Origin of the sequence: Novosphingobium sp. GV079 (assembly GCF_003058045.1) — a bacterium.
Lineage (GTDB): Bacteria > Pseudomonadota > Alphaproteobacteria > Sphingomonadales > Sphingomonadaceae > Novosphingobium > Novosphingobium capsulatum.
The window spans coordinates 213,219-237,149 of record NZ_QBUE01000001.1; the positions used below are offsets into that span (position 1 = coordinate 213,219).

22 protein-coding genes are annotated in these 23,931 nt (G+C 66.5%); 5 read left to right on the plus strand and 17 right to left on the minus strand.

Features of this window, described 5'->3' with window-relative positions:
* Positions 1-63 precede the first annotated feature (63 nt).
* Together C8K14_RS00830 and C8K14_RS00835 are read right to left on the minus strand one after the other, a co-directional pair.
* The gene (locus tag C8K14_RS00830) at positions 64-768 is read right to left on the minus strand and encodes a ThuA domain-containing protein (RefSeq protein ID WP_369974026.1); all 705 of its coding nucleotides are present in this window, start codon (positions 766-768) and stop codon (positions 64-66) included.
* 68 nt (positions 769-836) lie between these two features.
* A complete protein-coding gene (locus C8K14_RS00835) occupies positions 837-2,297 on the minus strand; it encodes an SRPBCC family protein (protein WP_107715472.1) in 1,461 nt (486 codons plus the stop codon).
* A gap of 171 nt (positions 2,298-2,468) precedes the next feature.
* Here C8K14_RS00835 and C8K14_RS00840 point away from each other — a divergent pair, with 171 nt between their 5' ends.
* From C8K14_RS00840 to C8K14_RS00850, 3 genes are read left to right on the plus strand one after another with little or no spacing between them, the layout of a single operon-like run.
* Complete coding sequence (locus C8K14_RS00840; RefSeq protein ID WP_199223619.1) at positions 2,469-3,248, plus strand: SDR family NAD(P)-dependent oxidoreductase; 780 nt, start codon at positions 2,469-2,471, stop codon at positions 3,246-3,248.
* A gap of 2 nt (positions 3,249-3,250) precedes the next feature.
* A complete protein-coding gene (locus C8K14_RS00845; protein ID WP_107715314.1) occupies positions 3,251-4,051 on the plus strand; it encodes an SDR family NAD(P)-dependent oxidoreductase in 801 nt (266 codons plus the stop codon).
* Between the two features lie 11 nt (positions 4,052-4,062).
* Positions 4,063-4,839 (plus strand): SDR family oxidoreductase, encoded by a 777-nt coding sequence (locus C8K14_RS00850; RefSeq protein WP_107715315.1) that lies wholly within the window; start codon positions 4,063-4,065, stop codon positions 4,837-4,839.
* A 42-nt stretch (positions 4,840-4,881) separates the two neighbouring features.
* Here the strand turns inward: C8K14_RS00850 and C8K14_RS22830 are convergent, their stop codons facing one another.
* The 15 genes from C8K14_RS22830 to bchF all read right to left on the minus strand — a co-directional run bounded on the left by C8K14_RS22830 (position 4,882) and on the right by bchF (position 21,317).
* Positions 4,882-5,823 (minus strand): hypothetical protein, encoded by a 942-nt coding sequence (locus C8K14_RS22830; protein WP_166643319.1) that lies wholly within the window; start codon positions 5,821-5,823, stop codon positions 4,882-4,884.
* Between the two features lie 184 nt (positions 5,824-6,007).
* On the minus strand, positions 6,008-7,228 hold the full coding sequence (hemA, locus tag C8K14_RS00860; RefSeq protein WP_107715316.1) for a 5-aminolevulinate synthase: 1,221 nt from the start codon (positions 7,226-7,228) through the stop codon (positions 6,008-6,010).
* Positions 7,229-7,269: 41 nt separating this feature from the next.
* Positions 7,270-8,049: a putative photosynthetic complex assembly protein PuhE gene (puhE, locus tag C8K14_RS00865; RefSeq protein WP_107715317.1), complete on the minus strand. Its 780-nt coding sequence runs from the start codon at positions 8,047-8,049 to the stop codon at positions 7,270-7,272.
* Positions 8,043-9,119, minus strand: coding sequence for a magnesium-protoporphyrin IX monomethyl ester (oxidative) cyclase (gene acsF, locus C8K14_RS00870; protein WP_107715318.1), 1,077 nt, complete (start codon positions 9,117-9,119; stop codon positions 8,043-8,045). Before acsF ends, puhE begins: the two co-directional genes overlap by 7 nt.
* Positions 9,116-9,406, minus strand: a complete 291-nt coding sequence (locus tag C8K14_RS00875; RefSeq protein WP_107715319.1) for a hypothetical protein — start codon at positions 9,404-9,406, stop codon at positions 9,116-9,118. The genes acsF and C8K14_RS00875 overlap by 4 nt, the downstream gene beginning before the upstream one ends.
* A complete protein-coding gene (puhC, locus tag C8K14_RS00880) occupies positions 9,403-9,885 on the minus strand; it encodes a photosynthetic complex assembly protein PuhC (RefSeq protein ID WP_107715320.1) in 483 nt (160 codons plus the stop codon). Before puhC ends, C8K14_RS00875 begins: the two co-directional genes overlap by 4 nt.
* The gene (gene puhB / locus C8K14_RS00885) at positions 9,882-10,508 is read right to left on the minus strand and encodes a photosynthetic complex putative assembly protein PuhB (protein ID WP_107715321.1); all 627 of its coding nucleotides are present in this window, start codon (positions 10,506-10,508) and stop codon (positions 9,882-9,884) included. Before puhB ends, puhC begins: the two co-directional genes overlap by 4 nt.
* Positions 10,505-11,278: a photosynthetic reaction center subunit H gene (puhA, locus tag C8K14_RS00890; RefSeq protein WP_022674708.1), complete on the minus strand. Its 774-nt coding sequence runs from the start codon at positions 11,276-11,278 to the stop codon at positions 10,505-10,507. Before puhA ends, puhB begins: the two co-directional genes overlap by 4 nt.
* Positions 11,279-11,300: 22 nt before the next feature.
* Positions 11,301-12,737: a BCD family MFS transporter gene (locus C8K14_RS00895; RefSeq protein ID WP_107715322.1), complete on the minus strand. Its 1,437-nt coding sequence runs from the start codon at positions 12,735-12,737 to the stop codon at positions 11,301-11,303.
* The gene (gene bchM / locus C8K14_RS00900; protein ID WP_062784134.1) at positions 12,737-13,453 is read right to left on the minus strand and encodes a magnesium protoporphyrin IX methyltransferase; all 717 of its coding nucleotides are present in this window, start codon (positions 13,451-13,453) and stop codon (positions 12,737-12,739) included. Before bchM ends, C8K14_RS00895 begins: the two co-directional genes overlap by 1 nt.
* On the minus strand, positions 13,453-14,349 hold the full coding sequence (gene bchL, locus C8K14_RS00905) for a ferredoxin:protochlorophyllide reductase (ATP-dependent) iron-sulfur ATP-binding protein (RefSeq protein ID WP_054131400.1): 897 nt from the start codon (positions 14,347-14,349) through the stop codon (positions 13,453-13,455). The genes bchM and bchL overlap by 1 nt, the downstream gene beginning before the upstream one ends.
* A gap of 10 nt (positions 14,350-14,359) precedes the next feature.
* A complete protein-coding gene (locus C8K14_RS00910) occupies positions 14,360-17,911 on the minus strand; it encodes a cobaltochelatase subunit CobN (RefSeq protein WP_199223621.1) in 3,552 nt (1,183 codons plus the stop codon).
* On the minus strand, positions 17,901-19,445 hold the full coding sequence (gene bchB, locus C8K14_RS00915; protein WP_107715323.1) for a ferredoxin:protochlorophyllide reductase (ATP-dependent) subunit B: 1,545 nt from the start codon (positions 19,443-19,445) through the stop codon (positions 17,901-17,903). Before bchB ends, C8K14_RS00910 begins: the two co-directional genes overlap by 11 nt.
* A gap of 4 nt (positions 19,446-19,449) precedes the next feature.
* Entirely contained in the window at positions 19,450-20,766 is a 1,317-nt protein-coding gene (locus tag C8K14_RS00920) for a ferredoxin:protochlorophyllide reductase (ATP-dependent) subunit N (protein ID WP_107715324.1), read from the minus strand.
* Positions 20,763-21,317, minus strand: a complete 555-nt coding sequence (gene bchF / locus C8K14_RS00925) for a 2-vinyl bacteriochlorophyllide hydratase (protein ID WP_062784129.1) — start codon at positions 21,315-21,317, stop codon at positions 20,763-20,765. The genes C8K14_RS00920 and bchF overlap by 4 nt, the downstream gene beginning before the upstream one ends.
* Before the next feature lie 211 nt (positions 21,318-21,528).
* Here bchF and C8K14_RS00930 point away from each other — a divergent pair, with 211 nt between their 5' ends.
* Positions 21,529-22,446, plus strand: a complete 918-nt coding sequence (locus tag C8K14_RS00930) for a B12-binding domain-containing protein (protein ID WP_107715474.1) — start codon at positions 21,529-21,531, stop codon at positions 22,444-22,446.
* A gap of 12 nt (positions 22,447-22,458) precedes the next feature.
* Positions 22,459-23,880, plus strand: a complete 1,422-nt coding sequence (gene ppsR, locus C8K14_RS00935) for a transcriptional regulator PpsR (protein ID WP_022677449.1) — start codon at positions 22,459-22,461, stop codon at positions 23,878-23,880.
* Positions 23,881-23,931 lie beyond the last annotated feature (51 nt).

A 23,931-nucleotide genomic window follows, 5' to 3' on the forward strand; every position in this document is an offset into this window, starting at 1 on the left:
GCTATCCTAACATGTTACCGTCACCCCGGACTTGATCCGGGGTCCCGCTTTGATCCCGCCGCATCAGCCCAGCGGTTCTTTCAGCCAGGCCACGCCACGGCGCAGCAGATCGTGGAATACCGGCAAATCCCAGGCGCAGCGGTCCACGCTGGGCCACCAGTCGAGCATCGGTTGCAGGTCATAGTGCCCGCGGCAGTGGCCCAGGGTAAGGTAGAGCACCGCGCCCTCGCCGTGGTCCTTGATATAGAACACTGGATGGCGCCCGGGCGCGGCGGCGGCCTCGACAAAGCCGGTGCCCGGCTCGGTGCAGCAGGTATCGAGCAGGACGTGCAGGTTGCCGTGGGTTTCGAGGTAATAAAGCTCGTCCGTGGTGTCGAACGGCTCCACGCCGGCAACCAGCGGATGGGCGGGATCGGCCACTTCGACGCGATAGGGCGCGATTGGTGGGTGGCTGATGAACTGGCTGCCCAGCATGTCCATGAACAGCGGCGCCCAGCGCGGCGCATCCCACAGCCCGGCGTTGGGCCCCTGGTCGAGCAGGCGCAGCACCGAATTTGTGCCGTGCAGCGCATACCAGCGCCCGCCGCGCGCCAGCCAGGCGCGCAGCGCTTCCTGCGCGGGCAGCGAGGGCGTCACGTCGCAGGTATAGGTGATCAGGATATCGGCCGCCTCGATCGCGGCGATGTTCTCGTAATCCTCGAACACACGGGTGCGCACGGCGGGATCGTCGGCCAGAAGCTTCAGGAGTTCCAGCCGGGCGAAATCCATATCGTGCCACACCCCGCCGCAGACCAGCACGCAATCGATGCGGCGCGGGTGGCTTTGCGCGGGTTCGCTCACGCAGCGGCTCCATCGCTGCCTTCGGGAATGCCGAGGTATTGATCGAGCGTCTGCTGGAACTGGCGCAGGCGGATTTCCTGGTAGTTGCCCAGCTGCACCTTGCCGGTCTTGGAGGCGTGGAGGCCTTCCTGCACATAGGGCAGGTTGTCCATGTCCTGTTCGAACACGTCGCCCAGGATGCCCAGTTCGGGTGCCTCGGTCCATTTCTGGTCGAGGCGCAGGAACTTCATCGGCACGCCGCGCGGATGCTTTTCGCCCTTCTTCACGCGCATCAGGATGCGCACTTCCATGATGCAGGTATCGGGCGTCTTTCCGGGGCGCCAGCGATAGACGATGTTGGGCATGAACCCGCCCCACGGGGCGAAGTTGGGGAACACGTTATAGACCAGCGCATCGAGCAGTTCGGCATCGGTGGCGTGATCGTGGTCATAGCCGGTCTGCGCGGTATAGGCGGCGCGCATCTTGGCGCCCAGCGCCTCGCGCGCGGTCATGCCTTCGGGCACTTCAACAGCATAGGGATCGGCGGCGGTATCATAGTTGTCGCCGCTGCGGCCGTTGTACTTGACGAACTGGTCAACGATCCACTGCTCGCTCTTGCCCGCCGGATCGAGGTGCGGCGACATCGTGCCGAACGGCACGAGGTTGACGTTCACATGATCGCCCCAGGTCCAGTAGGCGCTGTTGCAATCACCGGTGAAAGGCAGCAGCTGCGGGTGGGTGACCACGGTGTGCCAGGCTTCCATGAAGGCTTCGGCCGTGACTTTCCAGTTGGCCGGCACTTCCTTGCCCACCCACATCACCGTCACGCATTCTTCATGGCGCCAGCGCTTGAAGTGATCGGGCAGGGGGGCAAGGAACTCCTCCAGGCTCGGCCCGCCGGGCTCTTCCCGCAGGAAGATGTAGCCGCCCCACTGGCCCACCTCTACCGCCGGCAGCGCCAGCTTGTTTTCATCGAGGTGGGCGAAATCCCACTTGCATGGCATGTGGTTGAAACTGCCGTCCTTGTTCCAGGCAAAGCCATGGAACGGGCAGACGAAGCGATCGGCCGTGCCATCTTCGGTGCGCAGCTTGCGGCCGCGATGGAGGCACACGTTGTGCATGGCGCGCACCGATCCATCGTCCTGGCGCGAGATGAGGAAACTGCGCCCGGCGTTTTCATAAACGACATAATCGCCCGGCTCGGGCAGGTCTTCCTCGCGCGCGGCGAACTGCCACACGCGCGGCCACATCCGCTCGCGTTCCAGCTGGGCGAAATGCTCGCTGGTATAGCGCGCTGCGGCGATCGGCGTGCTGCCGCGGTTCTGATAGCTGGGCGTGGTCAGCACCTCGGGCGCGGGCCGCGAATCGGCGGCCATCAGTTCCAGCCAGCTGATCCCCTCGCTGACCGGCAGGCCGCAGCTTTCGGGCGTAGGGCGCTGGGCCACGGTGTCTGCGCTTGCGGTATCGGGTGCTGCCATGGTGGGTGCCATCCTGTCCTCTCGCGCCGGATCGTGACTGCCCGGCCTACATGCCAGCATGGTCTAGGACGGCGACGCGGCGCAAGTCACCTTGCTGAAAGCATAGGTTTCGCGCGCGCCCGGATCGCGGCATGATCACCCATCAAGACCAAAATGCGGGAGAGAATGGCCGTGTCCAGGAGGCTGGAAGGAAAAGTGGCGCTGGTAACCGGCGGCACCAGCGGGATCGGCGCAGGCGCGGTGCGCCGCCTGGCGGCCGAAGGCGCCAAGGTGGTGTTTACCGGATCGCGCGCCGAACTGGGCGAGGCACTGGCGCAGGAGGTGGGCGGCCGCTTTGCCAGCCACCGCGTGGAAGATGCCGCCGCCTGGCCGGGCCTGATCGAGAGTCTGCTGGCCGAGCATGGCCGGCTGGACATTGCGTTTGCCAATGCCGGCACCGAGCAGGGCGATGCCAATATCGAGGACGTGACGATCGAAGGCTGGTCCAAGATCGTGGGCATCAATCAGACCGGCGTGATGCTGACCGTGCAGCACGCGATCCGCGCCATGGCCCGCAACCAGGGCGCGACGGGATCGATCATCATCAATTCGTCGATGAATGCGGCGCGCCCGCTGGGCAACTATGTCACCTATTCCACCACCAAGGCCGCTGTCGTGGCGCTGGCCAAGTCGGCTGCGGTCTATTGCGGGCAAAAGCGTTATCGCATCCGCGTCAACGCGATCCTGCCTGGCGTGGTGGAAACCGACCTGATCCGCGCCATCATGGAAAGCCAGCCCGATCCGGCCGCCGTGCGCGCGATCTATGAAGGCATGGCGCCGATGAACCGCATGGCGCAGGTGGAGGAAGTGGCAGGCCTGGTCGCCTATCTGGCAAGTGACGAGGCGAGCTTCATTTCGGGCGCGGAACTGACGATCGACGGCGCCACCACGGCCGGGATGATGGGGGTATGACGATGGCACGTCTGCACGGGCGCATCGCCCTGGTTACCGGGGGCCTGCGCGGCATTGGCCTGGCGATTGCCACGCGCCTGGCGAGCGAAGGCGCGGCAGTGACGATCAGCGATCTCGACGCGCCCGACAGCGCAGCCGTGGCGCAGGCCCTGGCCGCGCTGGGCAGCGATGCGGCCTATCTGCGCGCCGATGTTACCAGCGAAGCCGATTGGGCCAGCATCGCCGCGCAGATGGAGGCTAAGGGCGGCTGCCATATCCTGGTCAACAATGCCGGCACCGATCTGACCGGCGCGGTCGAAACCCTCAGCCTAGACGCCTGGCGCAAGATCATGGCGATCAACGTCGATGGCGTGTTCCTGGGCACGCGCGCGCTGGTGCCGCTGATGGCGCGCAGCGGCGCCGAGGTGGCCGGCGGGGCGAGCATCATCAACGTCAGTTCGATCATGGGGCTGGTCGGCTATTCCGAAGTGTCGGCCTATAACGCCAGCAAGGGCGCGGTGCGCCTGTTCACCAAGGGCATCGCGGTGGAATTTGCGCAAAAGCGCATGCCGATCCGCGCCAATTCGCTGCATCCCGGCTTTGTCCGTACCCCGCTGCTCAACGCCGGGTTCCAGCGCTGGGTGGACAAGGGCTTTGCCGAAAAGCCCGAAGATCTGGTCGCGGCGATGGAAGCTGCCACGCCCAATGGCCGCCTGGCCGAACCGGAAGAACTCGCCGGCCCTGCCGCGTTCCTGGCGAGTGCTGACGCCAGCTATATGACCGGGGCCGAACTCGTCATCGATGGCGGCTGGACCGCGCAATAGGGAAAGACGCCATGGCATTTGAACTCGACAACGTGGTCGCCGTGGTGACCGGTGCGCGCGGCGGCATCGGCCGCGAGGTGGTGCGCGCGATGAAGGCGGCAGGGGCCACGGTGATCGCCACCGACGTCAGCGCGCCTGATGACGGTGTGGCCGATCATGCCCTGGCGCATGACGTGACCAGCCAGGCCGATTGGCAGGCTGTGGCCGCTCTGGCGGCGGAAACCTATGGCCGCATCGATGCCCTGGTCAACGTCGCCGGCATCAGCGTGGTCGCCAGCATCGAGGAAACCCCGCTGGAAGAATGGCGGCGGGTCAACTCGGTCAACGTGGAAAGCGTGGTGATCGGGGTGCAGACCCTGCTGCCGCTGTTGAAGGCGGGCGGCAAGGCACGCGCCAGCGGCGCTTCCATCGTCAACTTCTCCAGCGTGGGCGGCATCAAGGGCGCGCCGTTCAACGGTGCCTATTGCACCAGCAAGGCGGCGGTGAAGATGCTGTCGAAATGCATGGGCGCCGAATTTGCCGCGCTCGGCTACAACATCCGCGCCAACAGCGTGCATCCCGGCGGGATCGACACGCCGATGCTGCAATCGATCATGCAGCGCTATGTCGATCTGGGTGCGGTGCCCTCGCTTGAGGTATCGATGCAGGGCGTTGTCGCCGCGCATCCGATCGGGCGGCTCGGCCGGCCCGCGGAAATGGCCGGCGGTGTGGTCTATCTCTGCTCTGACGCGGCAAGTTTTGTCACCTGCAGCGAGTTCATGATGGACGGGGGATACTGCATGAGCTGAAACCGGTGCGTGGCCCACGCACCGGCTTCGAAAGTGGCGCCGTCAGAAGTGGCGGTAGCCCGGACGGCCATAGGGGCGGCCGTAGTAACCCGGCCGGCCGTAATAGCCGCGATTGCCCCAGCCATAGGGATGGTAGGGGCGATAGGCCCGGTAATAGTAATCGTGATAGGGGTAAGGGCGATAGGTCCAACGATCGCCGACATAGACCCACGGGCGGTACCAGCCCGGCGCGGCATAGTAATAGTTGGAAAAATACACCGTGTCATAGCTGTAGGGCGCCGCGCCCGACCGCACGACAAAGCCCGGCGGGCAGCCCGGGCTGGTCTGGTTGGCCGTGCTGCCACCGATCGCGGCGCCGCCCACGGCACCCACGGCCGCGCCGGCCAGCGTGCCAAAGCCACCATCGTGGCGGCTCGACAGGCCATTGCCCACCAGCGCGCCGAAAATCCCGCCGATCACCGCGCCGGCCGTGGCATTGCTGCGTGCCTTGACGCAGTTGTCGCGAGCCCAGGCCTCGGCATCGGCGGCATAGCGCGCGTCACGCTCTGCCTGTGCCTGGTCGATCACGGCGGCGCTGTAGCCAGGTGGCGGTGGCGGCGGGCGCGTGCCATCGTATCCGGGCGGCGGGCCCTGGTCATAGCTTTGCACCTGCACCGATAGCGTCGTGGTGGTGCCATTGGGCGCATAGCCCTGGGGCGGTTGCTGGTTATAACCGCGCTGGTCATACCCCTGTTGGTTGTAACCCTGCTGATTATAGCCTTGGGGTGCGTTCTGATCGTAATAGCCCGGCGGCGGGCCTTGATCCTCTCCCTCCTGATCGCCCGGAGGCGGCGGCGGCGCGCCATAGCCCTGCTGGGGCGGGGGAGGCGGATAATCGGAATAGCTGCCGGCCTGCTGGGCAGAGGCGCTGCCAGCCATCAGCGGCAAGACCGCCATGGCAGCGGCGCCGGTTGCAAGAATGATGCGGGAAAGAGGCTGTGCCATCGGCTTGATCCACTCACTGTGATGCGTCGTGGCTATGGCCGGGCGCGTGAACGGATGCTGACGGTTTTGCCGCTTTGCGACGAGCCGATAAAGGGGTTGGCTGGCGCGCGCTATGTGCTGGCAGGATAGCAAGGTCGCAGGGCCCGCCAACCACTTGGTTGCGGGCCCCTTTCCTGCATTCTCGTCACGCTGCGGCGGAGCGGCGGGCCAGTTCGCATTGCGACCAGATGTCGCTCAAGGCATCGATCAAACGATCGATATCGCCGTCGCTGTGCACCGGCGAAGGCGTGATGCGCAGGCGTTCGGTGCCGCGCGGCACGGTGGGATAGTTGATCGGCTGCACATAGATGCCGTGGTTGTCCATCAGCCAGTCGCTGATGCGCTTGCACTTGCGCGCGTCGCCCACCATCACCGGGATGATGTGGCTGGGGTTGGGCAGGTGCGGAATGCCCATGGCATCGAGCCGGCGGCGCACGGTGGCGACGCGTTCCTTGTGGCGTGCGCGCTCCATCTCGCTGCCTTTGAGATGGCGGATGCTGGCCGCTGCGCCGGCCGCCAGCGCCGGGGGCAGGGCCGTGGTGAAGATGAAGCCACTGGAAAAGGTGCGCACGAAATCGCACAGGCTTTCCGACGCGGCGATATAGCCGCCCATCACCCCGAATGCCTTGCCCAGCGTGCCTTCGATCACGGTGATGCGGTCCATCAGCCCTTCGCGTTCGGCCACGCCGCCGCCGCGCGGGCCATAGAGGCCCACCGCGTGCACTTCGTCGATATAGCTCATCGCGCCGTGGGCCTCGCACACGTCGAGAATCTCGGCGATCGGGGCAATATCGCCATCCATCGAATAGACGCTTTCGAACGCGACCAGCTTGGGCACGTCTGGCCCATATTGGGAGAGCAGTTCGTCAAGATGGGCGGCATCGTTGTGGCGCCAGATATGGCATGGGCTGCGCGAATGGCGAATGCCCTCGATCATCGAGGCGTGGTTGAGCGCATCGGAAAAGACCACGCAGCCGGGGATCTTGGCCGCCAGCGTGCCCAGGCCCGCCCAGTTGGAAACATAGCCGCTGGTGAACAGCAGTGCGGCTTCCTTGCCGTGGAGATCGGCCAGTTCGCTTTCGAGCACGACGTGGTGATGGTTGGTGCCCGAAATGTTGCGCGTGCCGCCAGCGCCCGCGCCGCATTCGTCCAGCACGGCGTGCATGGCATCGAGCACCAGCGGGTGCTGCCCCATGCCAAGGTAATCGTTGGAGCACCACACCGTGATCGGGTGGGTGGTTTCATCGACATAGCGCGTGGCGTGGGGGAAACGGCCGCAGTGGCGCTCGATCTCGGTAAAGATGCGATAGCGGCCCTCCTCGCGAACGTTTGCCAGTTCCCCCTGGAAATAGGTTTCAAAATCCATCGCGCTCGGTCCTCTCGTCCGTGTTCTTGGTTCTTGTGCGTTCAATTGGCAGCATGGCGCCTGGGCAAGGCCCAGCCCCACAAGGCCCCGTCGCGCAGCGGCAGGGCCAGAAACAGGTGTTCCAATGCGCCCAGGGCGGCGAGCGCAAAGAGCAGGCTCGCGCCGGCAGCATCAGCGCTGTTGGCGGGCGCGGCCAGGGCAATGGCGGCCAGCCAGGCGGCCAGCGCCAGGCAGGCGGCAATCGCGGCATAAAGCTCAAGCCCCAGGCGCGGCTTGCCGAAATAGCTTTTGAGATAGCCCAGGTGCGGCGGCAGGATATCGGTGCTCATGTTGGGCACGCCCAGGAAAATGGCGATCTTGGTGCTGAGCCGCATGGCCAGCAGCAGGGCAAAGGCCATGGCGCCCACCTGGTTGGGCGCATCGCGGCTCATCCAGATCAAGCCTGCCGCGCTCAGCGCCAGGGCCACTTCGTGCCAGGCGACGGCTGCCACGGCATGGGAAAAGCGCTGCCAGCCGCGCGCACCGGGCGGGCATGGTTCGCGCCGCGGGCCGGTGACCACGCCGGTCAGGAAGCTTATCTCGTGCCAGGCCCAAATCAGGATCGCCCCGGCGAGCGAGGCATAGACGCCCAGCAGCGTGGCATGCTGCATCGACAGCGCGATGATCACGATGCCGCCGATCGCGGCGCAGCCGGCCAGCAGCAGGCTGTGGGCAAAAGTGTGGCGCGCGCGATTATCCAGCCACGCGACCAGCCCGGTTGCAAAGAACCAGATCAGGATCGTTGCCAGGACAGGCAGGACGTGGCCGGTCCAGCTTACCATGCCGGTTGCAGCCGGACCGTGGCGGGCAGCCGATTGCGGCGCGGGCGAAGCAGGAACATGCGCGCAAAGTTGGCGCCCGCGCCGATCGCCCCGGTGGCGCGCAGCCATGCGCCGGCCAGGCCGCCGCGCGCCTTGCCGGCGGCGATGCGGTTGCTGGCCACCAGCAGGCGGTCCATCGCGCGGCGGAAGCGCGGATCGTCGGTATCGAGTTCCACCGGAAAGACCTGGCGCGCGATCTGCGAGCAGATGGTGAAGACGCGGTAATCGTAATCGGTGGGATCGAGGCCCAGCGCCTGGTGAAACACCGGGCGGGCATGATCGCGCACATACATCGTGGCATAGACCGCCAGCAGGAAGAAGCGCACCCACAGTGTGTTGGCGCCGCGCAGCAGCTTGGGATCGGCGCGCAGCAGCAGGGCAAAGGCTTCGCCGTGGCGGAACTCGTCGTTGCACCACTCCTCGAACCAGGCGAAGATCGGGTGGAAGCGCAATTCCGGCTTGGCGGCGAGCTGACGATAGATCGTGATATAGCGGGCGTAGCCGATCTTTTCCGACAGATAGACCGAATAGAAAATGAACTTCGGCTTGAAATAATGGTATTTCTTGGCCTTGGTCAGGAAGCTCAGGTCAATTCCGATGCCTTCGTCCTTCAAGGCCTCGTTGATGAAACCGGCATGGCGGCTTTCATCGCGGGCCAGCAGCTTGAACAGCGTCTTCATATCGGGGTTGCTGGTGCGCCGCGCCATTTCGGCATAAAGGATGCACCCGGAAAATTCCGAGGTGAGCGAGCTGACCAGGAAATCGGTAAATTCGGCGCGCAGTCCCGGTTCGAGCGCGGCGATGATGCCCGAAAAGTCCTGCTCGCGCTTGAAGTGGTGCTTGTTGGGGTCGCTCACCATCTCGGCGATCAGCGCATCCCATTCGCGCCGCACCAGCGACACGTCGATCGCGTCGAGCGCCTTGAAATCGGTGGTGTAGAAGCGCGGGCTGAGCACGGTTTCGTGGCTCACCATGGCATGAACATCGGCCTTGGCGGCCACCGCAGGATGCTTGGCGGTGTGGGCGTTCATCTGAGGCTCCCAGGTGTGAAGCTGACTTCGTAAAGCTCGGTCAGGCCAAGATAGGCAGCAAGGCGAGTCCAGGCGCGCAGGACCGGGCCGGCGCGCACCACGGTGGCGGTGCGTTCGAACACCACGCTTTGCCCGAACAGCACCCGCACCGGATCACCATGCACGCGCACGCGGTCACCGGGATGCACCGCCAGATCGCCTTCCAACTCGACATGGGCGTGGAAATGCGCCGGGCTTTGCTCGATGGCGATGCGGCAAGGGACGGTAAAGGCGCGGGCGCGGATCATGCCTGGCTGCCCTTGAGGAAACGGGCAAAGGCGGCGCGGTTGGTAGCGCCGAACGAGCCTAGTTCCACCGCGCGGCCGGTAGTCGGATCGCGCAGGGTCAGTGCGCCATTGGCCCACTGCGTCAGCTCGAATGGCGCGGCCGGGCCGATGCCGTGCATGCGGCGGTCGCGCGCCATGCCGCGCATCACCCCGCGCACAAAGCCGCCGCCATCGTTTTCACCCACCAGCACGGCCAGGGTGCGGCCGCTGTCGGTATCGTCCACCACCACGGCGCCATCGCCACGATCGGCAAAGACCAGGTGGCGCACTTCGACTGCGGCAACCTTGTCCTGCGCGCGCTCCACCGCCGGCACCGCCTCGCGATCGAGCACGCCGACGCGGACCAGGGTAGTCAGTGCCAGGGTGATGGCCACCAGCGCGCCGGCCATGGCCAGCGCCGGGCGCGGCACGGTGTTTTCGTGGGAGTGGGCGTGGCTCATGCGGCAGCTCCCGCAATCGGGCCGCTGATCGGCTGCGCGGGCTCGGTGGTATCGGCGCGGACGATGCCATGCGGCGCGGCCTGGGCGCAGGCCTGGGCCAGGGCGGCGGCCAGGCGCGGCGCGTCGGCCAGGGCGCGCAGCATCGGCTGCGGCCGGGCCAGGCGCCAGGGCCGCGCGTGCGGCCAGAGCATGGCATAGCCCAGGCGATGCTGCCCCTTGAGCGTCAGGGCAATATCGCCATGGCCCCGGCCATGGCCGCGCAGATCGGCCGAGGCGATCAGCGAAAGCGGCAGGTTGATGCACTTGCCCAGCGCAATGCCGACGCGCAGCACGACGCGGCGGTTGGTGAGGGTATAGACCGTGGTGCGCGCCACCAGCACGGCAAACAGGGTGAGCAAGGCTTGCAGCACCGCGCCGGCCGCCAGAATCGCGCCTGCGCCGATCAGGTTGCCGCTAGCCAGCGCCAGCAGCGCCAGTACCGCGAAATAGCCGGCCAGCCATGGCGCGAACAGCGCGCTGCGCTTGAACGTCTGCCAGTGCGGTGCGGCCTGCCACACGATCCATTCGCCCGGGGGCAGATCGCCGGGAAGGCCGCGCACCGGCTCGAAATCATATTCGCTCACAGCAACGGCTCCAGCCGGTCGGCATTGGCATAGAGATAGCCGGTGCCGAAATAGGCGACGACGCGCTCTTCCTCGTACCGGGTGATTTCACCAGGGTTTTCGGGGAAGGGGGCATTGGCGAAATCGGCAGCGTTGATCGCGCTGATGATCACACCTTCGCGGCGGATCACGGCCATGGCCATCGGCGCGAGCACGATGCGCGTGCCGGTATCGACCGCCAGGTAGCGGATCATGTGCTCGGCGCGGTCGATCCACAGATCGGCCACCGTGCCGGCCCGTGCGCCATCGGCGCCATAGACCGACAGCCCGCGCGGATCGGTGCTGGCGCTGGCCACGGTGATCTGCGGCACGCTGCCGATCGGCACGATGCGCGCGTTGCCATGGGCATCGCGATCGGGAAAGCGCGCGCGGTTGGCATAGGCGCCCGGCCCGACGCCAGCGGCAAAGACATCGCCCACCGGGGAATAGGGCGCGCCGCCAAAGTTTTCGCGGCGTTCCGCCTTGATCTCCACCGGTTCGCGGTTTTCGCTGGCGGGCAGGGGCACCGTGACCGTGCCCATGCCGAAGGGCAGGACAAAGGTCTTGGCGCTGGCGGTGGACAGCGGGCCACCGTCGCTATCGACACGGCCGGTCAACGCGTCTTCCAGCGGATAGCCTTCGCGTCGGTCTTCGCGCCTGAGCCAGAAGATCAGGCAGATAAAGAATAGGACGAAAGCGATCAGCGCGAGTTGCGCGGCATCCACTGTGCCGACGATATTGCCGTGTCTCATGGGAGTTCTCCTTCCCGGCTGCTCATGTCGGAAACTCGGTCAGGCCAAAGCGACGCGCTCCGGCAGGTGAAAGCGTGGCGCGCGCGCCCGACAACTGGCCGACGAGCGGCCCCATCAGGACCAGCGTGACCAGCAAGAGGGCAATTTCGATTGCGTAGATCACGCCATAGCCGGTGGCGTGGTGGGCAAGCGTCAGGCCCAGGCCATCGGCCACGGCAAAGCTCGACACCAGATCGCGCAAGACGCCGCCGAACGCGATGGCGAGCCCCGCGGCGGTGGTCTGCACCGCGCCCCAGGCGCCGAGCGCGAGACCGGCGGTATCGCTGCCGGCCTGGCCCATCGCCGCCGTCAGTGTGCCGACCGAAAACAGCCCGGCGCCCGCGCCGATCACCAGCGCGCCCAGGCCCAGGGTGAGCGGGCTTTGCAGCGGGGCGGCAAAGATCACCAGCATGAACGCGGCAATGCCCAGCACCACACCATAGCCGGCGATGCGCAGCGCATCGATGCCGTGGCCCAGCCACCGCGCCGACAGCGCAAAGCCGGCCAGCGCGCCCAGTGCCCAGGCGCCCGACAGGCTGGTGGTGGCGCCCACCGACAGGCGCAGCACTTCGCCGCCATAGGGTTCGAGCAGCGGATCCTGCATGGCAAAGGCGGCCGCGCCCAGGCCTACCGTGGCGAGCAGGCGCATGGTCAGCGGCTGGGCGGCAAACTGGCGCCATACCTGGGCAAAGGGCGGGCGCGGCGTTTCGGGCGAAGCGATCGCGGGGCTGCGCGCTTCCTGCTTCCACAGCGCCACCACGTTGAGCACGAAAGTGGTGACGGCGCAGGCCTGGATCACCTGGACCAGGCGGGTGGGCGTGAAATGGTTGAGCAGCCCGCCCAGGATGGTGGAGCAGACCATCATCCCGGCGAGCAGGGATAGATAGAGCAGCGCGACGGCGCGAGCGCGGCGATCATCGGGCAGGAGATCGCCGACCAGGGCAAGGCCGGCGGTCTGCGTGGTGTGCATGCCGGTCCCGGCCAGCAGGAACGCCAGCGCGCTGGCAGCGAGGCCGACCGGAAACAGGTGCGGATCGCGCATCAGCAGCAGGGCAAAGGGCATTATCGCGAGGCCACCAAACTGCATCAGCGTGCCAAACCAGATGAACGGCACGCGGCGCCAGCCCAGCACCGAGCGGTGCACGTCGGAGCGATGCCCGATCAGCGCGCGGAACGGCGCGGCGAGCAGGGGAATGGCGATCATCAGCGAGACCAGCCAGGCATGGATGCCCAGTTCCACGATGAGCACGCGGTTGAGCGTGCCGTTGAGCAGCACCGTCATCATCCCCACGCTGACCTGGAACAGCGACAGGCGCAGCAGCCGTGACAGCGGAATGTCGACGCTGGCCGCATCGGCAAACGGCAGCCAGGTCAGCGCCACCCGGCTCCACCTGCTGGCAAGGGGCGTGCGGCGGGCCATCACCGGCGCACCAGTTCCATGCCGTTGGAAATGTAGAAGCCGCTGGAAATGCGCCCGCTGCGCCCCACGCGCCAGCCATCGAGCCGGGCCAGCCGGGCGCGCAGCGCGGCTTCGGCAATCGGCACGATCGCAGGCGAGCGATTGGCGCGGGGGAAAGCCTGGCCCACGGCATGCATCATGCCCAACAGGCGCGTGTGCGGGGCAAAGGTGAAGACGATCGAGCCGGTGCAGCGCGCCGCCAGCCGTTCGAGCGCCCAGGCCATGTCATCGAGCTTGTAATGGATCAGCGAATCCATCGCGACGATGTGATCGAACGTGCCGGTGTCTGACCAGGCCTGCGGCGGATCGAGCATGTCGCCCACGTGCCAGTCGATCCGGCCATGGCCAAGGAACGCCGGGGCCCGCTGGCGCGCGATATCGACCAGCCCGCCGGCGACGTCCACCGCCGTCACCGCCGCGCCGCGCCAGGCCGCTTCCACGCTGAGCGCGCCAGTGCCGCAGCCGGCATCGAGCACGGCACAGCGGCGCAGGTCTTGCGGCAGCCAGCCGAGCAACTGCGCGCGCATGGCATCACGCCCGGCGCGCACCGTGGCGCGGATGCCGCTGACCTTGGCGTTGGAGGTCAGGTCGATCCACGCCTTGCGCGCGCTGCCATCGAAATAGTGCGCCAGGCGTTCGCGTTGCAGTTCATAGGGAGAGGTTGGGTGCGTGCTCATCATTCGAACCCCAGAAAATCGAAGATATCGCGGTCTTTCATCGGTGCCGCCGCGATCGGGTCCACCCCGTCCCACAGCATCTGCGCCAGGCGCAGGTATTCCTGCTGCGCGGCGATGACTTCGGGCGAGGGTTCCATTTCGAACAGCGTGCACTTTTTGAGGCGGCTGCGGCGGATGGCGTCGAGATCGCGGAAATGGGCGAGGCGGCGCATGCCGATGGCCTGGCTGAAGCGGTCGATCTCGTCGGTGGCGGCAGAGCGATTGGCGATGACGCCCGCGAGGCGCACGTTGTAGTTCTTGGCCTTGGCGCCGATGGCGGCAACGATGCGGTTCATCGCAAAGATCGAGTCGAAATCGTTGGCGGCCACGACCAGAGCCCGCTCGGCATGCTGCAGCGGCGCGGCAAAGCCGCCGCAGACGACATCGCCCAGCACATCGAAGATCACCACGTCGGTATCATCGAGCAGGTGGTGCTGCTTGAGCAGCTTGACCGTCTGCCCGACGACATAGCCACCGCAGCCCGTGCCCGCCGGCGGGCCGCCGGCCTCCACGCACATCACGCCGTTATAGCCTTCGAACATATAGTCTTCCGGGCGCAGTTCTTCCGAATGGAACTCCACCTGTTCGAGCACGTCGATCACCGTGGGCATCAGCTTCTTGGTGAGGGTGAAGGTGGAATCATGCTTGGGATCGCAACCGATCTGCAGCACGCGGTGCCCCAGCTTGGAAAAGGCGGCTGACAGGTTGGACGAGGTGGTCGATTTGCCGATCCCGCCCTTGCCATAGACGGCAAAGACCTTGGCCGTGCCGATGCGGTCTTGCGGATCGAGGCGAACCTGCACCGATCCTTCGCCATCTGACGGCGTGAAGCGCGTAGGGGTGTCGATCAGAGTCATGCCGGTTTCCTCATTGCGCCGCGAACACGCCTTCGAGGCGGTCCTCCAGCTCGTCGCTGGCCATGCGCAGGGCCTCGAGCGTCTGTTGATCGGGTTCCCACAGGTGGCGTTCGCAGGCTTCGAGCAGGCGGCCGGCCACGCGGGCGGAACTGTTGGGATTGAGCTGCGAGAGCCGCGCCCGCATCTGCGGATCGAGCACGAAGGTTTCGCTGATGCGCTGATAGACCCACGGCGCGACCTGGCCGGTGGTGGCCGACCAGCCGACGGTGTTGGTCACATGCTGTTCGATGCTGCGCACGCCTTCAAAGCCGTGCTTGAGCATGCCTTCGAACCACTTAGGATTGAGCGTGCGGGTGCGGGTTTCCAGGTCGATCTGTTCGGCCAGGGTGCGCACCTTGGCAGCGCCCTGCGTGGCATCGACGATATAGACCGTGGCCGCGCTGCCCTTGGCCCGCGCCACCGAGCGGCTGACCCCGCCCAGGCCATCGACATATTGATCGAGATCGGTGATGCCGACTTCGACGCTTTCGAGGTTCTGATAGACGAAATCGACATCGCGCAGCGCGCTGTGCAGCAATTCGCGCCGCTGCGTGGGCGGGCCCTTGACGCCATAGGCATAGCCCTTGTGCGTTTCGAAGGCATTGGCGAGGTCATCGGGGCTGGTCCAAACGCCGCCGTCGATCATCTGGTTGACGTTGGCGCCATAGGCGCCTTCGGCATTGGAAAACACGCGGAGCGCCGCCGTTTCCAGGTCGCAATCATGCTGCGCCTGGTGGGCCAGGCTGTGCTTGCGCACGAAGTTCTGCTCCAGCGGCTCGTCGGCGCTGGCCGCCAAGAGCGAGGCTTCGGCGAGCATGCGCGTCTGCATCGGTAGCAGATCGCGGAAAATGCCCGAAAGAGTGATCACCACATCGACGCGCGGGCGGCCGAGTTCGGCCAGCGGCACCAGTTCGGCGCCAACCACGCGGCCATAGCTGTCGATCCGCGGGCGCGCGCCGATCAGGCTCATCGCCTGGGCGATCTGCAGGCCTTCGCTTTTCATGTTGTCGGTGCCCCACAGCACCATGGCCAGGCTTTCGGGGAACGGCTGGCCACCTTCGACATGGCGGGCGATGATGCACTCGGCCTGTTCACGGCCCTGGATGCAGGCAAACCGGCTGGGCATGGCAAAGGGATCAAAGCCGTGGATATTGCGGCCGGTGGGCAGCACTTGCGGATTGGCGAGAATGTCGCCGCCCGGCGCCGGGTGGATATAGCCACCGTCCAGCGCGTGGATCACCGCGCCGATCTCGTCACTGCGATCGAGCGCGCTTTCGATGCCGGCGCGGTCTGCCTGGGCATCGGCCTCGACCATGGCGTCGACCAGTTCGGCGCGCTCTGCCCCTTGCGGCGCCTGGCCCAGCACGTGCAGCCCGGTGGGGATCAGCGTGCGTTCCAGTTCATAGAGCGCGGGCGCCAGATCGGCGATGGCGCCGCAATCCAGATCGAGCGTGGCGCACTGTTCGCGGATCAGCGCTTCCAGGGCGTCCTGCTCTGCCCCCGGCGTTGACCAGCGCCAGCGTTCGACGCTGCACTTGAGTTCGGCAAAGCCGCGATAGAGCCCGGCACGCGCCAGGGCCGGGGTGAGATAGCTGATCAGCGTGGCGGCCGAACGGCGCTTGGCCAGGATGCCTTCGGACGGATTGTTGGAGGCATAGAGATAGAAATTGGGCAGATCGCCGATCAGGCGTTCGGGCCAGCATTCCCCGCTCAGACCCGCCTGCTTGCCCGGCATGAATTCCAGCGCGCCATGGGTGCCGAAATGCAGCACGGCATGGGCGGCGAAATCGTGGCGGATATAGCTGTAGAATGCGGCGAAGGCGTGGGTCGGGGCAAAGCCGCCCTCGAACAGCAGGCGCATCGGATCGCCTTCATAGCCGAACGCGGGTTGCACCCCGACGAAGACATTGCCGAAATGCGCGCCCAGGATCTGGATATGGCCGCCATCGCTTTGCAGCTTGCCCGGCGCGGGGCCCCATTGCGCCTCGATCTGGGCGAGGTGGGGTTCGCGGCGCACGTGTTCATCGGCGCTGATCCGCGCGGCGACATTGGCATCACTGCCATAGCGGGCGGCATTGCCGTGCAGGATTGCATCCTGCAGCGCGGCGACGCTTTCGGGCACGGCGACGGCATAGCCTTCATCGGCCAGGCGCCGGAGCGTGGCATGCAGCGATTCGAACACCGCAAGGTGCGCGGCCGATCCGGTGGCGCCGGAATTGGGCGGGAAGTTGAAAATGGTGATGGCGAGGCGCCGTTCGCGCCGCGCGGTCTGGCGCAGCGCGATCAGCTTGGCGACCTTGGTCGCCAGCGCCGCGGCGCGTTCTTCGTCCCCGCGCATGGCCTGAATTTGCCCATGGCCTGCGCTGCGCCCGCCAAACACGCTGGGGCAGATCGCGCCATCGAGTTCGGGCAGCGCGACCATCATCGTCGCTTCCAGCGGGACGAGGCCGGTGCGCCGCTCGCGCCATTCCTCGATCGTCTGGAATTCCACCGCGTGGGCGGCGATATAGGGCACGTCAAAGCGCGAGAGCGTTTCCACCGCCGCGCCCGCGTCGTTATAGGCCGGGCCGCCGACCAGCGAAAAGCCGGTGCAGTTGACGATGGCATCGACCGTCACCGCGCCGTCGCGCAGGAAGAAGCGCTCCATCGCGGCGCGTGCGTCAAGCCCGCTGAAGAAGGCCGGGATCACCCGCAGACCGGCTGCCTCCATCGCGGCGATCAGCCCGTCATAATGCCCGGCATCGTTGCCCAGCAGATAGGAACGTAGCAGCAGCAGCCCCACCGTGCCGCGCGTGCCCTTGGCGGGCGGGGGCAGCAGCGCCAGGCTTTCCGACATCTTTTGCGCGGTGCGCGGGTGATAGACGCCCAGATCGGGATAGTCGCGCGGCGGCGCTGCGGCCATGGTGCCGCGCCGGCCGATGCGCGGGCCGGCGGCATAGCGGTCGATCAGGCTGCTCACCATCGCCACGACGTTGTCGTCCGACCCGGCGAGCCAGTATTGCAGCGTGAGGAAATAGGCGCGCACATCTTGCGCGGTGCCGGGGATGAAGCGCAGAATCTTGGGCAGGCGGCGCAGCATGCGCATCTGCCCGGCGCCCGAATTGCTGCCCGGTTTGCCACCTGGTTTGGTCGAGCCGCGCAGCCGCTTGAGCAGGGCGAGCGGCCCCTTGGCCGGGGCATCCATGCGATAGGCGCCCATCCGCGTCAGCCGGGTCAGCTCCCCGGCCGACATCAGGCAGACCATCGCATCACAGCTTTCGCGCCGCTCCACCAGCGTGGGCATGATTGCGCGGATGTGGTCATCGAGGAACAGCATCGTGGCGATGACGATATCGGCGCGCTCGACGGCGGCCTTGGCGCGATCGAGCGCGCCGGCTTCGCGATCCCAATCGGCGGCGGCGTGGAGGGTGATGGCGATGTTGCTATCGCCCAGGCGCACGCCAGCCCGCTCCACCGCGCCCTTGAGGTGGTTGTCCAGCGTCACGATGGCGACGCGCACGGGCGGGGCGGCGCTAGCGGGCATAGTGCGCCTTGGCATCATAGAGCGTGGCGATGTCGATCTGCACACGGCCTTCCAGGGCGGCATAGCGTTCGGTGTTGGTGCGGGCCTTGCCGCGCACGAAGAACGGCACCTTGCGCAACTCGCGCTCGGCATCGCTGGTCCAGGGAATATCGGCCTGCGCAACGATGGTGGGCGCCGGTGCCACTGCCACCTGTGCCGGGGCGGGCTGGGCATGAAGGTGTGAAGGGCCGGCCGCGTCGGAAAATTCGAAATCGTCGCGGAACATGGCGAGCAGGTGCTCTTCCAGCCCCATGACCAGCGGATGCACCCAGGTATCGAAAATCACGTTGGCGCCTTCAAAGCCCATCTGCGGGCTGTGGCGCGCGGGGAAATCCTGCACGTGGACCGGCGCGGAAATCACCGCGCAGGGCAGGCCCATGCGCTTGGCGATATGGCGTTCCATCTGCGTGCCAAGCACGAGTTCGGGCGCGGCGGCGTGGATGGCGGCCTCAACCGCCAGGTGGTCGTCGGTAATCAGCGGATCGAGGCCGTGGTCGGCCGCAGCGGCGCGCATCTCGCGGGCGAATTCGCGATTGTAGCAACCCAGCCCGCAGACAGTGAAGCCCAGCTCGTCGCGCGCGATACGGGCGGCGGCAATGGCATGGGTGGCATCGCCAAAGATGAAGACGCGCTTGCCGGTGAGATAGGTCGAATCGACCGAGCGGCTCCACCACGGCAGGCGCGTGGTGGGATTGGCGAGCGCGGGAGCGGGATCGACGCCGGCAAGCGCCGCCACCGCCTGGATGAAATCGCGCGTGGCGCCCATGCCGATCGGCACCACGTCGATCATCGGCTGGCCAAACGTGCGGGCCAGCCAGCGCGCGGCTTCCATGCCGATTTCGGGATAGAGCACCACGTTGAAATCGGCCCGGCCCAGGGTGCGCAAATCAGCCGGCGCGGCGCCGAGCGGAGCGACGCAATTGACGCCAATGCCCATGCTGTCGAGCAGCTTGACCACTTCGACGACATCGTCGCGATGGCGAAAGCCCAGCGCGCAGGGGCCGAGCAGATTGGCGAGCGGCCGGCGCCCCTCGCGCGGGGCGGGGCGCACGGCCGGATCGGCCAGTTGGCGGACCATGCGATAGAATGTTTCGGCGGCGCCCCAGTTTTCCTTGCGCTGATAACTCGGCAGCTCCAGCGGGATGACCGGGCAGGGCAGGTCCAGCGCTTCGGCCAGGCCCGCCGGATCATCCTGGATCAGCTCGGCCGTGCACGATGCACCCACCAGCAGCGCCTGCGGGGCAAAGCGGACAGCCGCTTCGCGGATCGCATCCTGCAGCAGGGCGGCGGTATCCTTGCCCAGGTCGCGCGCCTGGAACGTGGTATAGGTAACCGGCGGGCGGCGATCGCGCCGCTCGATCATGGTGAACAGCAGATCGGCGTAGGTATCGCCCTGGGGCGCGTGCAGCACATAGTGCACCCCGTCCATCGCCGTGGCCACCCGCATGGCCCCCACATGGGGCGGGCCTTCGTATGTCCAGACGGCGAGCTGCATGGCGCTATACCCTCAACACGTCGCGGCGGCGCAGTGGCCGGGCGAAAAGATCGGCAAGGTCTCCGGCCTGGTCGAACCCGTGGATCGGCGAGAAGACCAGTTCGATGGCCCACTTGGTGGACAGCCCTTCGGCTTCGAGCGGATTGGCCAGGCCCAGGCCGCAGACGGTGAGATCGGGGCGATCGGCGCGCACGCGATCAAGCTGGCGATCGAGATGCTGGCCTTCGCTGATCCGCGTGGCGCTGGGCAGCAGCGGCAGCTCGCGCGCCATCAACTCGCGATGCAGATAGGGCGTGCCCACTTCCACCGGTACCATGCCGAGTTCGGTGGCGAGGAAGCGCGCCAGCGGCACTTCCAGCTGCGAATCCGGCAGGAAGGTGATGCGCTTGCCGCGCAGGCGATCCTGGCTGTGGGCAATGGCGCGCTTGGCGCGTTCGCGGCCCGGTGCCGCCACGCGGTTGAACTGCATTGGGCACACGCCAAAGGCATCGGCGGCGGCGCGCAGCCACTCGGTCGTGCCCTCGGCCCCGAACGGGAACAGTGCGGGCAGGTGGCGCGCGCCGCGATTCTGCAGGGCGCCCACGGTTTCGCCCAGGAACGGCTGCGCCAGCAGGAAACGGGTATGGGCGCCCACCGCCGGCAGATCGGCCAGTTGGCGTGCGGGCAGCCAGCCGACATTTCCGATGCCGAGTTCGCCAAACAGGCGGCGGAACTGGTCTTCGACCACATCGGGCAGCGTGCCGACCACCAGCAGCGCCGGGGCGGCCCCGGCGCTGGCGGCCGGCATATGCGGCACCAGGGCGGCGAGGCAGGCGTCTTCGCCCTCGGTAAAAGTCGTTTCGATCCCGCTGCCCGAATAGTGCAGCACGCGGGTGCCCACGCCGGCGCCGCGATCGGTGCCGAGCGTGCGATCGAGCCGCTGCGCGGCCTTGCCCAGATCGAGCTTGATCACTTCCGATGGGCACGAGCCGACCAGGAACAGGGTGCGGATTTCCGGGCGCCGGGCAAGCAGTTGCGCGACGATGCGATCGAGTTCGTCATGGCAATCGGCCATGCCGGCCAGGTCGCGTTCCTCGATGATCGCGGTGGCAAAGCGCGGCTCGGCAAAGATCATCACCCCGGCCGCCGATTGCAGCAGATGGGCGCAGGTGCGCGAGCCGACCACCAGGAAGAACGCATCCTGCATCTTGCGGTGCAGCCACACGATCCCGGTCAACCCGCAGAACACCGCGCGCTGTCCGCGTTCGCGCAGCACGGGTGCATCGGCGCAGCCGGTGTCGGTCGGGGCGATTGCGGGGGCAAGGCCGGTTTCGCCGCTCATGATGTGGCCATCGGAGAATGGGCCAGGCCGGGCTGACCGTCGCGCTCTGCATCGAGCCGGGCGGCGCGCAGTTTGAGCAGGAATTGTCCGGCATTGACGAGGTATGCGGCATAGCCGGCAAGAGCGACGTACATGCGCTGTTCGAACGTGCCGCTGCCGCCCAGCAGCATCGCCAGGTAGGCGGTGTGCAGGCCGATCACCAGCATCGAGAACACGTCTTCCCAGAAGAATGCCGGAGCAAACAGCCAGCGCCCGAACACGACTTTTTCCCAGATCGAGCCAGTGATCATGATGGCATAGAGCGTCAGCGTCTTGACCACGACCGAGGTATCGGCGGCGGCCGTGCCGGTGTGCGTCACCAGGCTGTGCAGGACGAGGGCGAGGCTGGTGAGGAAGACGAAGAACTGGAACGGGGCGAGCAGGCCTTGCACCAGGGTCCAGCGAGTCGAGTCGCGGCGCGCCCGCTCTTGCGCGGTGTAGAGCATGCGCCGTGGCTGGCGGCCCTGACCGTTCGCACTTGTGGTGCCGGAACTGATCGCATCCCCTCTCATGTGTCGATGCTCACCTTTGTTGTTGAGGGGAGACTACGCCTCACTTCGCACAAGTGTCAATCAAACTTGACGACAAGAAAATATGACACTTTGCCGTTTGTCAGATCGCCGAAAAGGGCGTACGCTCATGGTCCCGAACAGCAGTGGCCGTATCGATGCCGCAGTCCGGGCAAGGCGCGATCTGCGCCAAACCGGACCGGAGGGGTCTGACATGGCTACTGTTTTAGGTGCAGGCGCGGCAAAGCGGGCCGGTCGTGGGGAAGGGGCCCCGCGCGCCAAGGACGGCCGCAACGCCGCATCCGGCCGAACCATGGCCAAGGCGCGCGATAGTGCGCGGGCCTTCCCCCCCGCAGCCGTTGATGCCCTGATCAGCGAACATATCATTCCCCGCCTGCTCATGGCCCAGTCCCATGGCCCGGTGCCGCGCATCGCCGCACAAGGCACGGCCAAGGTGGACGCGGCCGAGGCGGCGCGCTTTGCCTCGCTGCCGCTGCAGCTCGAAGCGGATGAACTGCTGGCCTTGGTGGAAAGCATCCTGGCGCGCGGGGCCTGCGTCGAATCTGTGTTCGTCGATTTGCTGGCGCCATCGGCGCGGCGCCTGGGAAAGCACTGGGAAGACGATGATTGCGATTTCGTCGATGTGACGATGGGCCTGTGGCGGCTGCAGGAAGTGATGCGCGAGGTGACCATGCGCTATCCGCCGCCGCGCGCCGTGCCGTTTCGCACGCGCTCGGCCCTGTTTGCGCCGATGCCTGGCGATCCGCACAGCTTTGGCGCGCTGATGGTGGAAGAAGTATTTGCCCGTGCCGGCTGGCAGACAGAGGTTCTGATCGACCCGGAACGCAAGGAATTGCTCCAGAATATTGCCGATCACAGCGTGGATCTGGTCGGCTTGACCATCAGTTGTGATTGTCCTAACGCAAAGCTTGCGAGCCTGATTTCCGCCATGCGCAGTGTGTCGCGATCGCCCGATCTGAAGATTCTCATTGGTGGAAGAATGGTGAACGCCAATCCCGCGCTCGTCGACGAGGTCGGTGCCGATGGCAGCGCACAGGATGCCTGTGGCGCGCTTGATCTGGCCGAGCGCCTAGTGCCGATGCAGGCGTTGCCCGCCCGCTTCGGCGCATAGCTGGCCACGCCCATGTCCAGCCGCAGGAACAGCATCGAAGGCAAACTGCCTTTCACCTCTGCCACCCGGCATTTTGCCGCGCTGGCCGGTGATGCCGCTGCCCGCCTGGCGATGGTCTCGGGCGAGATTGCGCTGATCCTGGACGCGGATGGCCGCATCGTTGACGTATCGGCCGATCCCCGCGAATTTCCCGAAGCAGGCAGCTGGGTTGGCCGCGAATGGCTGGACACGGTCACTATCGAAAGCCGGCCCAAGGTGATGGAAATGCTCGCCGGGATGCGCAAGGGCGTGACCCAGCACTGGCGCCAGGTCAACCTGCTGTCGGGCGAGGGGGACATTCCCGTGCGCTTCGTCACGGTCAGCCTGGGCGCGGGCGGCCAAGGATGCATCGCCATTGGCCGCGACATGCGCGACGAAGCCGCGCTGCAGCAGCGCCTGTTGCAGGCGCAGCAGTCGCTTGAACGCGATTATATCCGCCTGCGCCAGATCGAGGCGCGCTATCGCCTGCTGTTCGAACAGTCGGTAGAGCCGGTACTGATCGTCGATGCCGACGGGTTCCGCATCCGCGAGGCGAACCAGGCCGCGCATCGCGCGTTCCACAGCCGTCCCGGATCGTTGCAGGGTGGCAAGCTGACCGCGCTGTTTGCCAATGCCGCGCGCGAACACATCATTGCCTTCCTGGGATCGGCGATGGTGTCGCACGGGCTGCAGCCGCTCGATGCCGCGCTCGCCCATGATGGCGAAAAGGTGCAGATTTCCGCCAGCGGTTTCCGCGAGCGGGGCGGCCAGTTCATTCTGGTGCGGCTGTCCAGCCCGGTTGGCGCGGCGCGGCCGGATGCCGGGGTGACGGTGCGGGTGATCGAGGCCATGCCCGATGCCTTTGTCCTGACCGACGCCGCGATGATCATCCGCGAGGCCAATGCCGCGTTTGTCGAGCTGGTGGCGGCGGCCAGCGCCGAACAGCTGCGCGGCCAGCCGCTGGGCGATTACGTCGGCCGGCCGGGTATCGACCTGGACCTGATCGAGGGCCAGCTGACCAAGCACGACAGCGCCCGCAACGTGGTGACCGTGGTGGGCGCCAGCGATGGCTTTGAAGGCGAGCCGGTCGAGCTTTCGGCCGTGCGCACTGGCAGCGACCAAATCTGCTATGGCTTTGTCATCCGCCCGATCGGCCGCCGCCTGCGCGATCTGCCGACCACCAGCGACTCGCCGCGTTCGGTCGAGCAGCTCACCGAACTGGTCGGCCGCATGTCGCTGCGCGACATCGTGCGCGAGAGTACCGACCTGATCGAGCGGCTGTGTATCGAGGCGGCGCTGGAATATACCTCGAACAACCGCGCCTCGGCCGCCGAGATCCTCGGGCTGAGCCGCCAGAGCCTCTATTCCAAGCTGCATCGCTATGGCTTGGGCAACATGGCTGACGCGGAAGATTGACATAAATTCTGTCAATTTAATTTGACGCATGGCGCGCCATGGGCGTAGTCT

Excerpts from the sequence above, each read along its gene's own strand:
- puhE (WP_107715317.1), bottom strand. The coding sequence starts at position 8,049 with ATGGTAAGCTGGACCGGCCACGTCCTGCCTGTCCTGGCAACGATCCTG.
- puhA (WP_022674708.1), bottom strand. The coding sequence starts at position 11,278 with ATGAGACACGGCAATATCGTCGGCACAGTGGATGCCGCGCAACTCGCG.
- C8K14_RS00895 (WP_107715322.1), bottom strand. The coding sequence starts at position 12,737 with ATGGCCCGCCGCACGCCCCTTGCCAGCAGGTGGAGCCGGGTGGCGCTG.
- C8K14_RS00835 (WP_107715472.1), bottom strand. The coding sequence starts at position 2,297 with ATGGCAGCACCCGATACCGCAAGCGCAGACACCGTGGCCCAGCGCCCT.
- C8K14_RS00875 (WP_107715319.1), bottom strand. The coding sequence starts at position 9,406 with ATGATCCGCGCCCGCGCCTTTACCGTCCCTTGCCGCATCGCCATCGAG.
- C8K14_RS00830 (WP_369974026.1), bottom strand. The coding sequence starts at position 768 with ATGGATTTCGCCCGGCTGGAACTCCTGAAGCTTCTGGCCGACGATCCC.
- bchM (WP_062784134.1), bottom strand. The coding sequence starts at position 13,453 with ATGAGCACGCACCCAACCTCTCCCTATGAACTGCAACGCGAACGCCTG.
- C8K14_RS22830 (WP_166643319.1), bottom strand. The coding sequence starts at position 5,823 with ATGGCACAGCCTCTTTCCCGCATCATTCTTGCAACCGGCGCCGCTGCC.
- C8K14_RS00930 (WP_107715474.1), top strand. The coding sequence starts at position 21,529 with ATGGCTACTGTTTTAGGTGCAGGCGCGGCAAAGCGGGCCGGTCGTGGG.
- bchF (WP_062784129.1), bottom strand. The coding sequence starts at position 21,317 with ATGAGAGGGGATGCGATCAGTTCCGGCACCACAAGTGCGAACGGTCAG.
- bchB (WP_107715323.1), bottom strand. The coding sequence starts at position 19,445 with ATGCAGCTCGCCGTCTGGACATACGAAGGCCCGCCCCATGTGGGGGCC.
- C8K14_RS00920 (WP_107715324.1), bottom strand. The coding sequence starts at position 20,766 with ATGAGCGGCGAAACCGGCCTTGCCCCCGCAATCGCCCCGACCGACACC.
- C8K14_RS00845 (WP_107715314.1), top strand. The coding sequence starts at position 3,251 with ATGGCACGTCTGCACGGGCGCATCGCCCTGGTTACCGGGGGCCTGCGC.
- puhC (WP_107715320.1), bottom strand. The coding sequence starts at position 9,885 with ATGAGCCACGCCCACTCCCACGAAAACACCGTGCCGCGCCCGGCGCTG.
- C8K14_RS00850 (WP_107715315.1), top strand. The coding sequence starts at position 4,063 with ATGGCATTTGAACTCGACAACGTGGTCGCCGTGGTGACCGGTGCGCGC.
- C8K14_RS00910 (WP_199223621.1), bottom strand. The coding sequence starts at position 17,911 with ATGCCCGCTAGCGCCGCCCCGCCCGTGCGCGTCGCCATCGTGACGCTG.
- ppsR (WP_022677449.1), top strand. The coding sequence starts at position 22,459 with ATGTCCAGCCGCAGGAACAGCATCGAAGGCAAACTGCCTTTCACCTCT.
- bchL (WP_054131400.1), bottom strand. The coding sequence starts at position 14,349 with ATGACTCTGATCGACACCCCTACGCGCTTCACGCCGTCAGATGGCGAA.
- hemA (WP_107715316.1), bottom strand. The coding sequence starts at position 7,228 with ATGGATTTTGAAACCTATTTCCAGGGGGAACTGGCAAACGTTCGCGAG.
- acsF (WP_107715318.1), bottom strand. The coding sequence starts at position 9,119 with ATGAACGCCCACACCGCCAAGCATCCTGCGGTGGCCGCCAAGGCCGAT.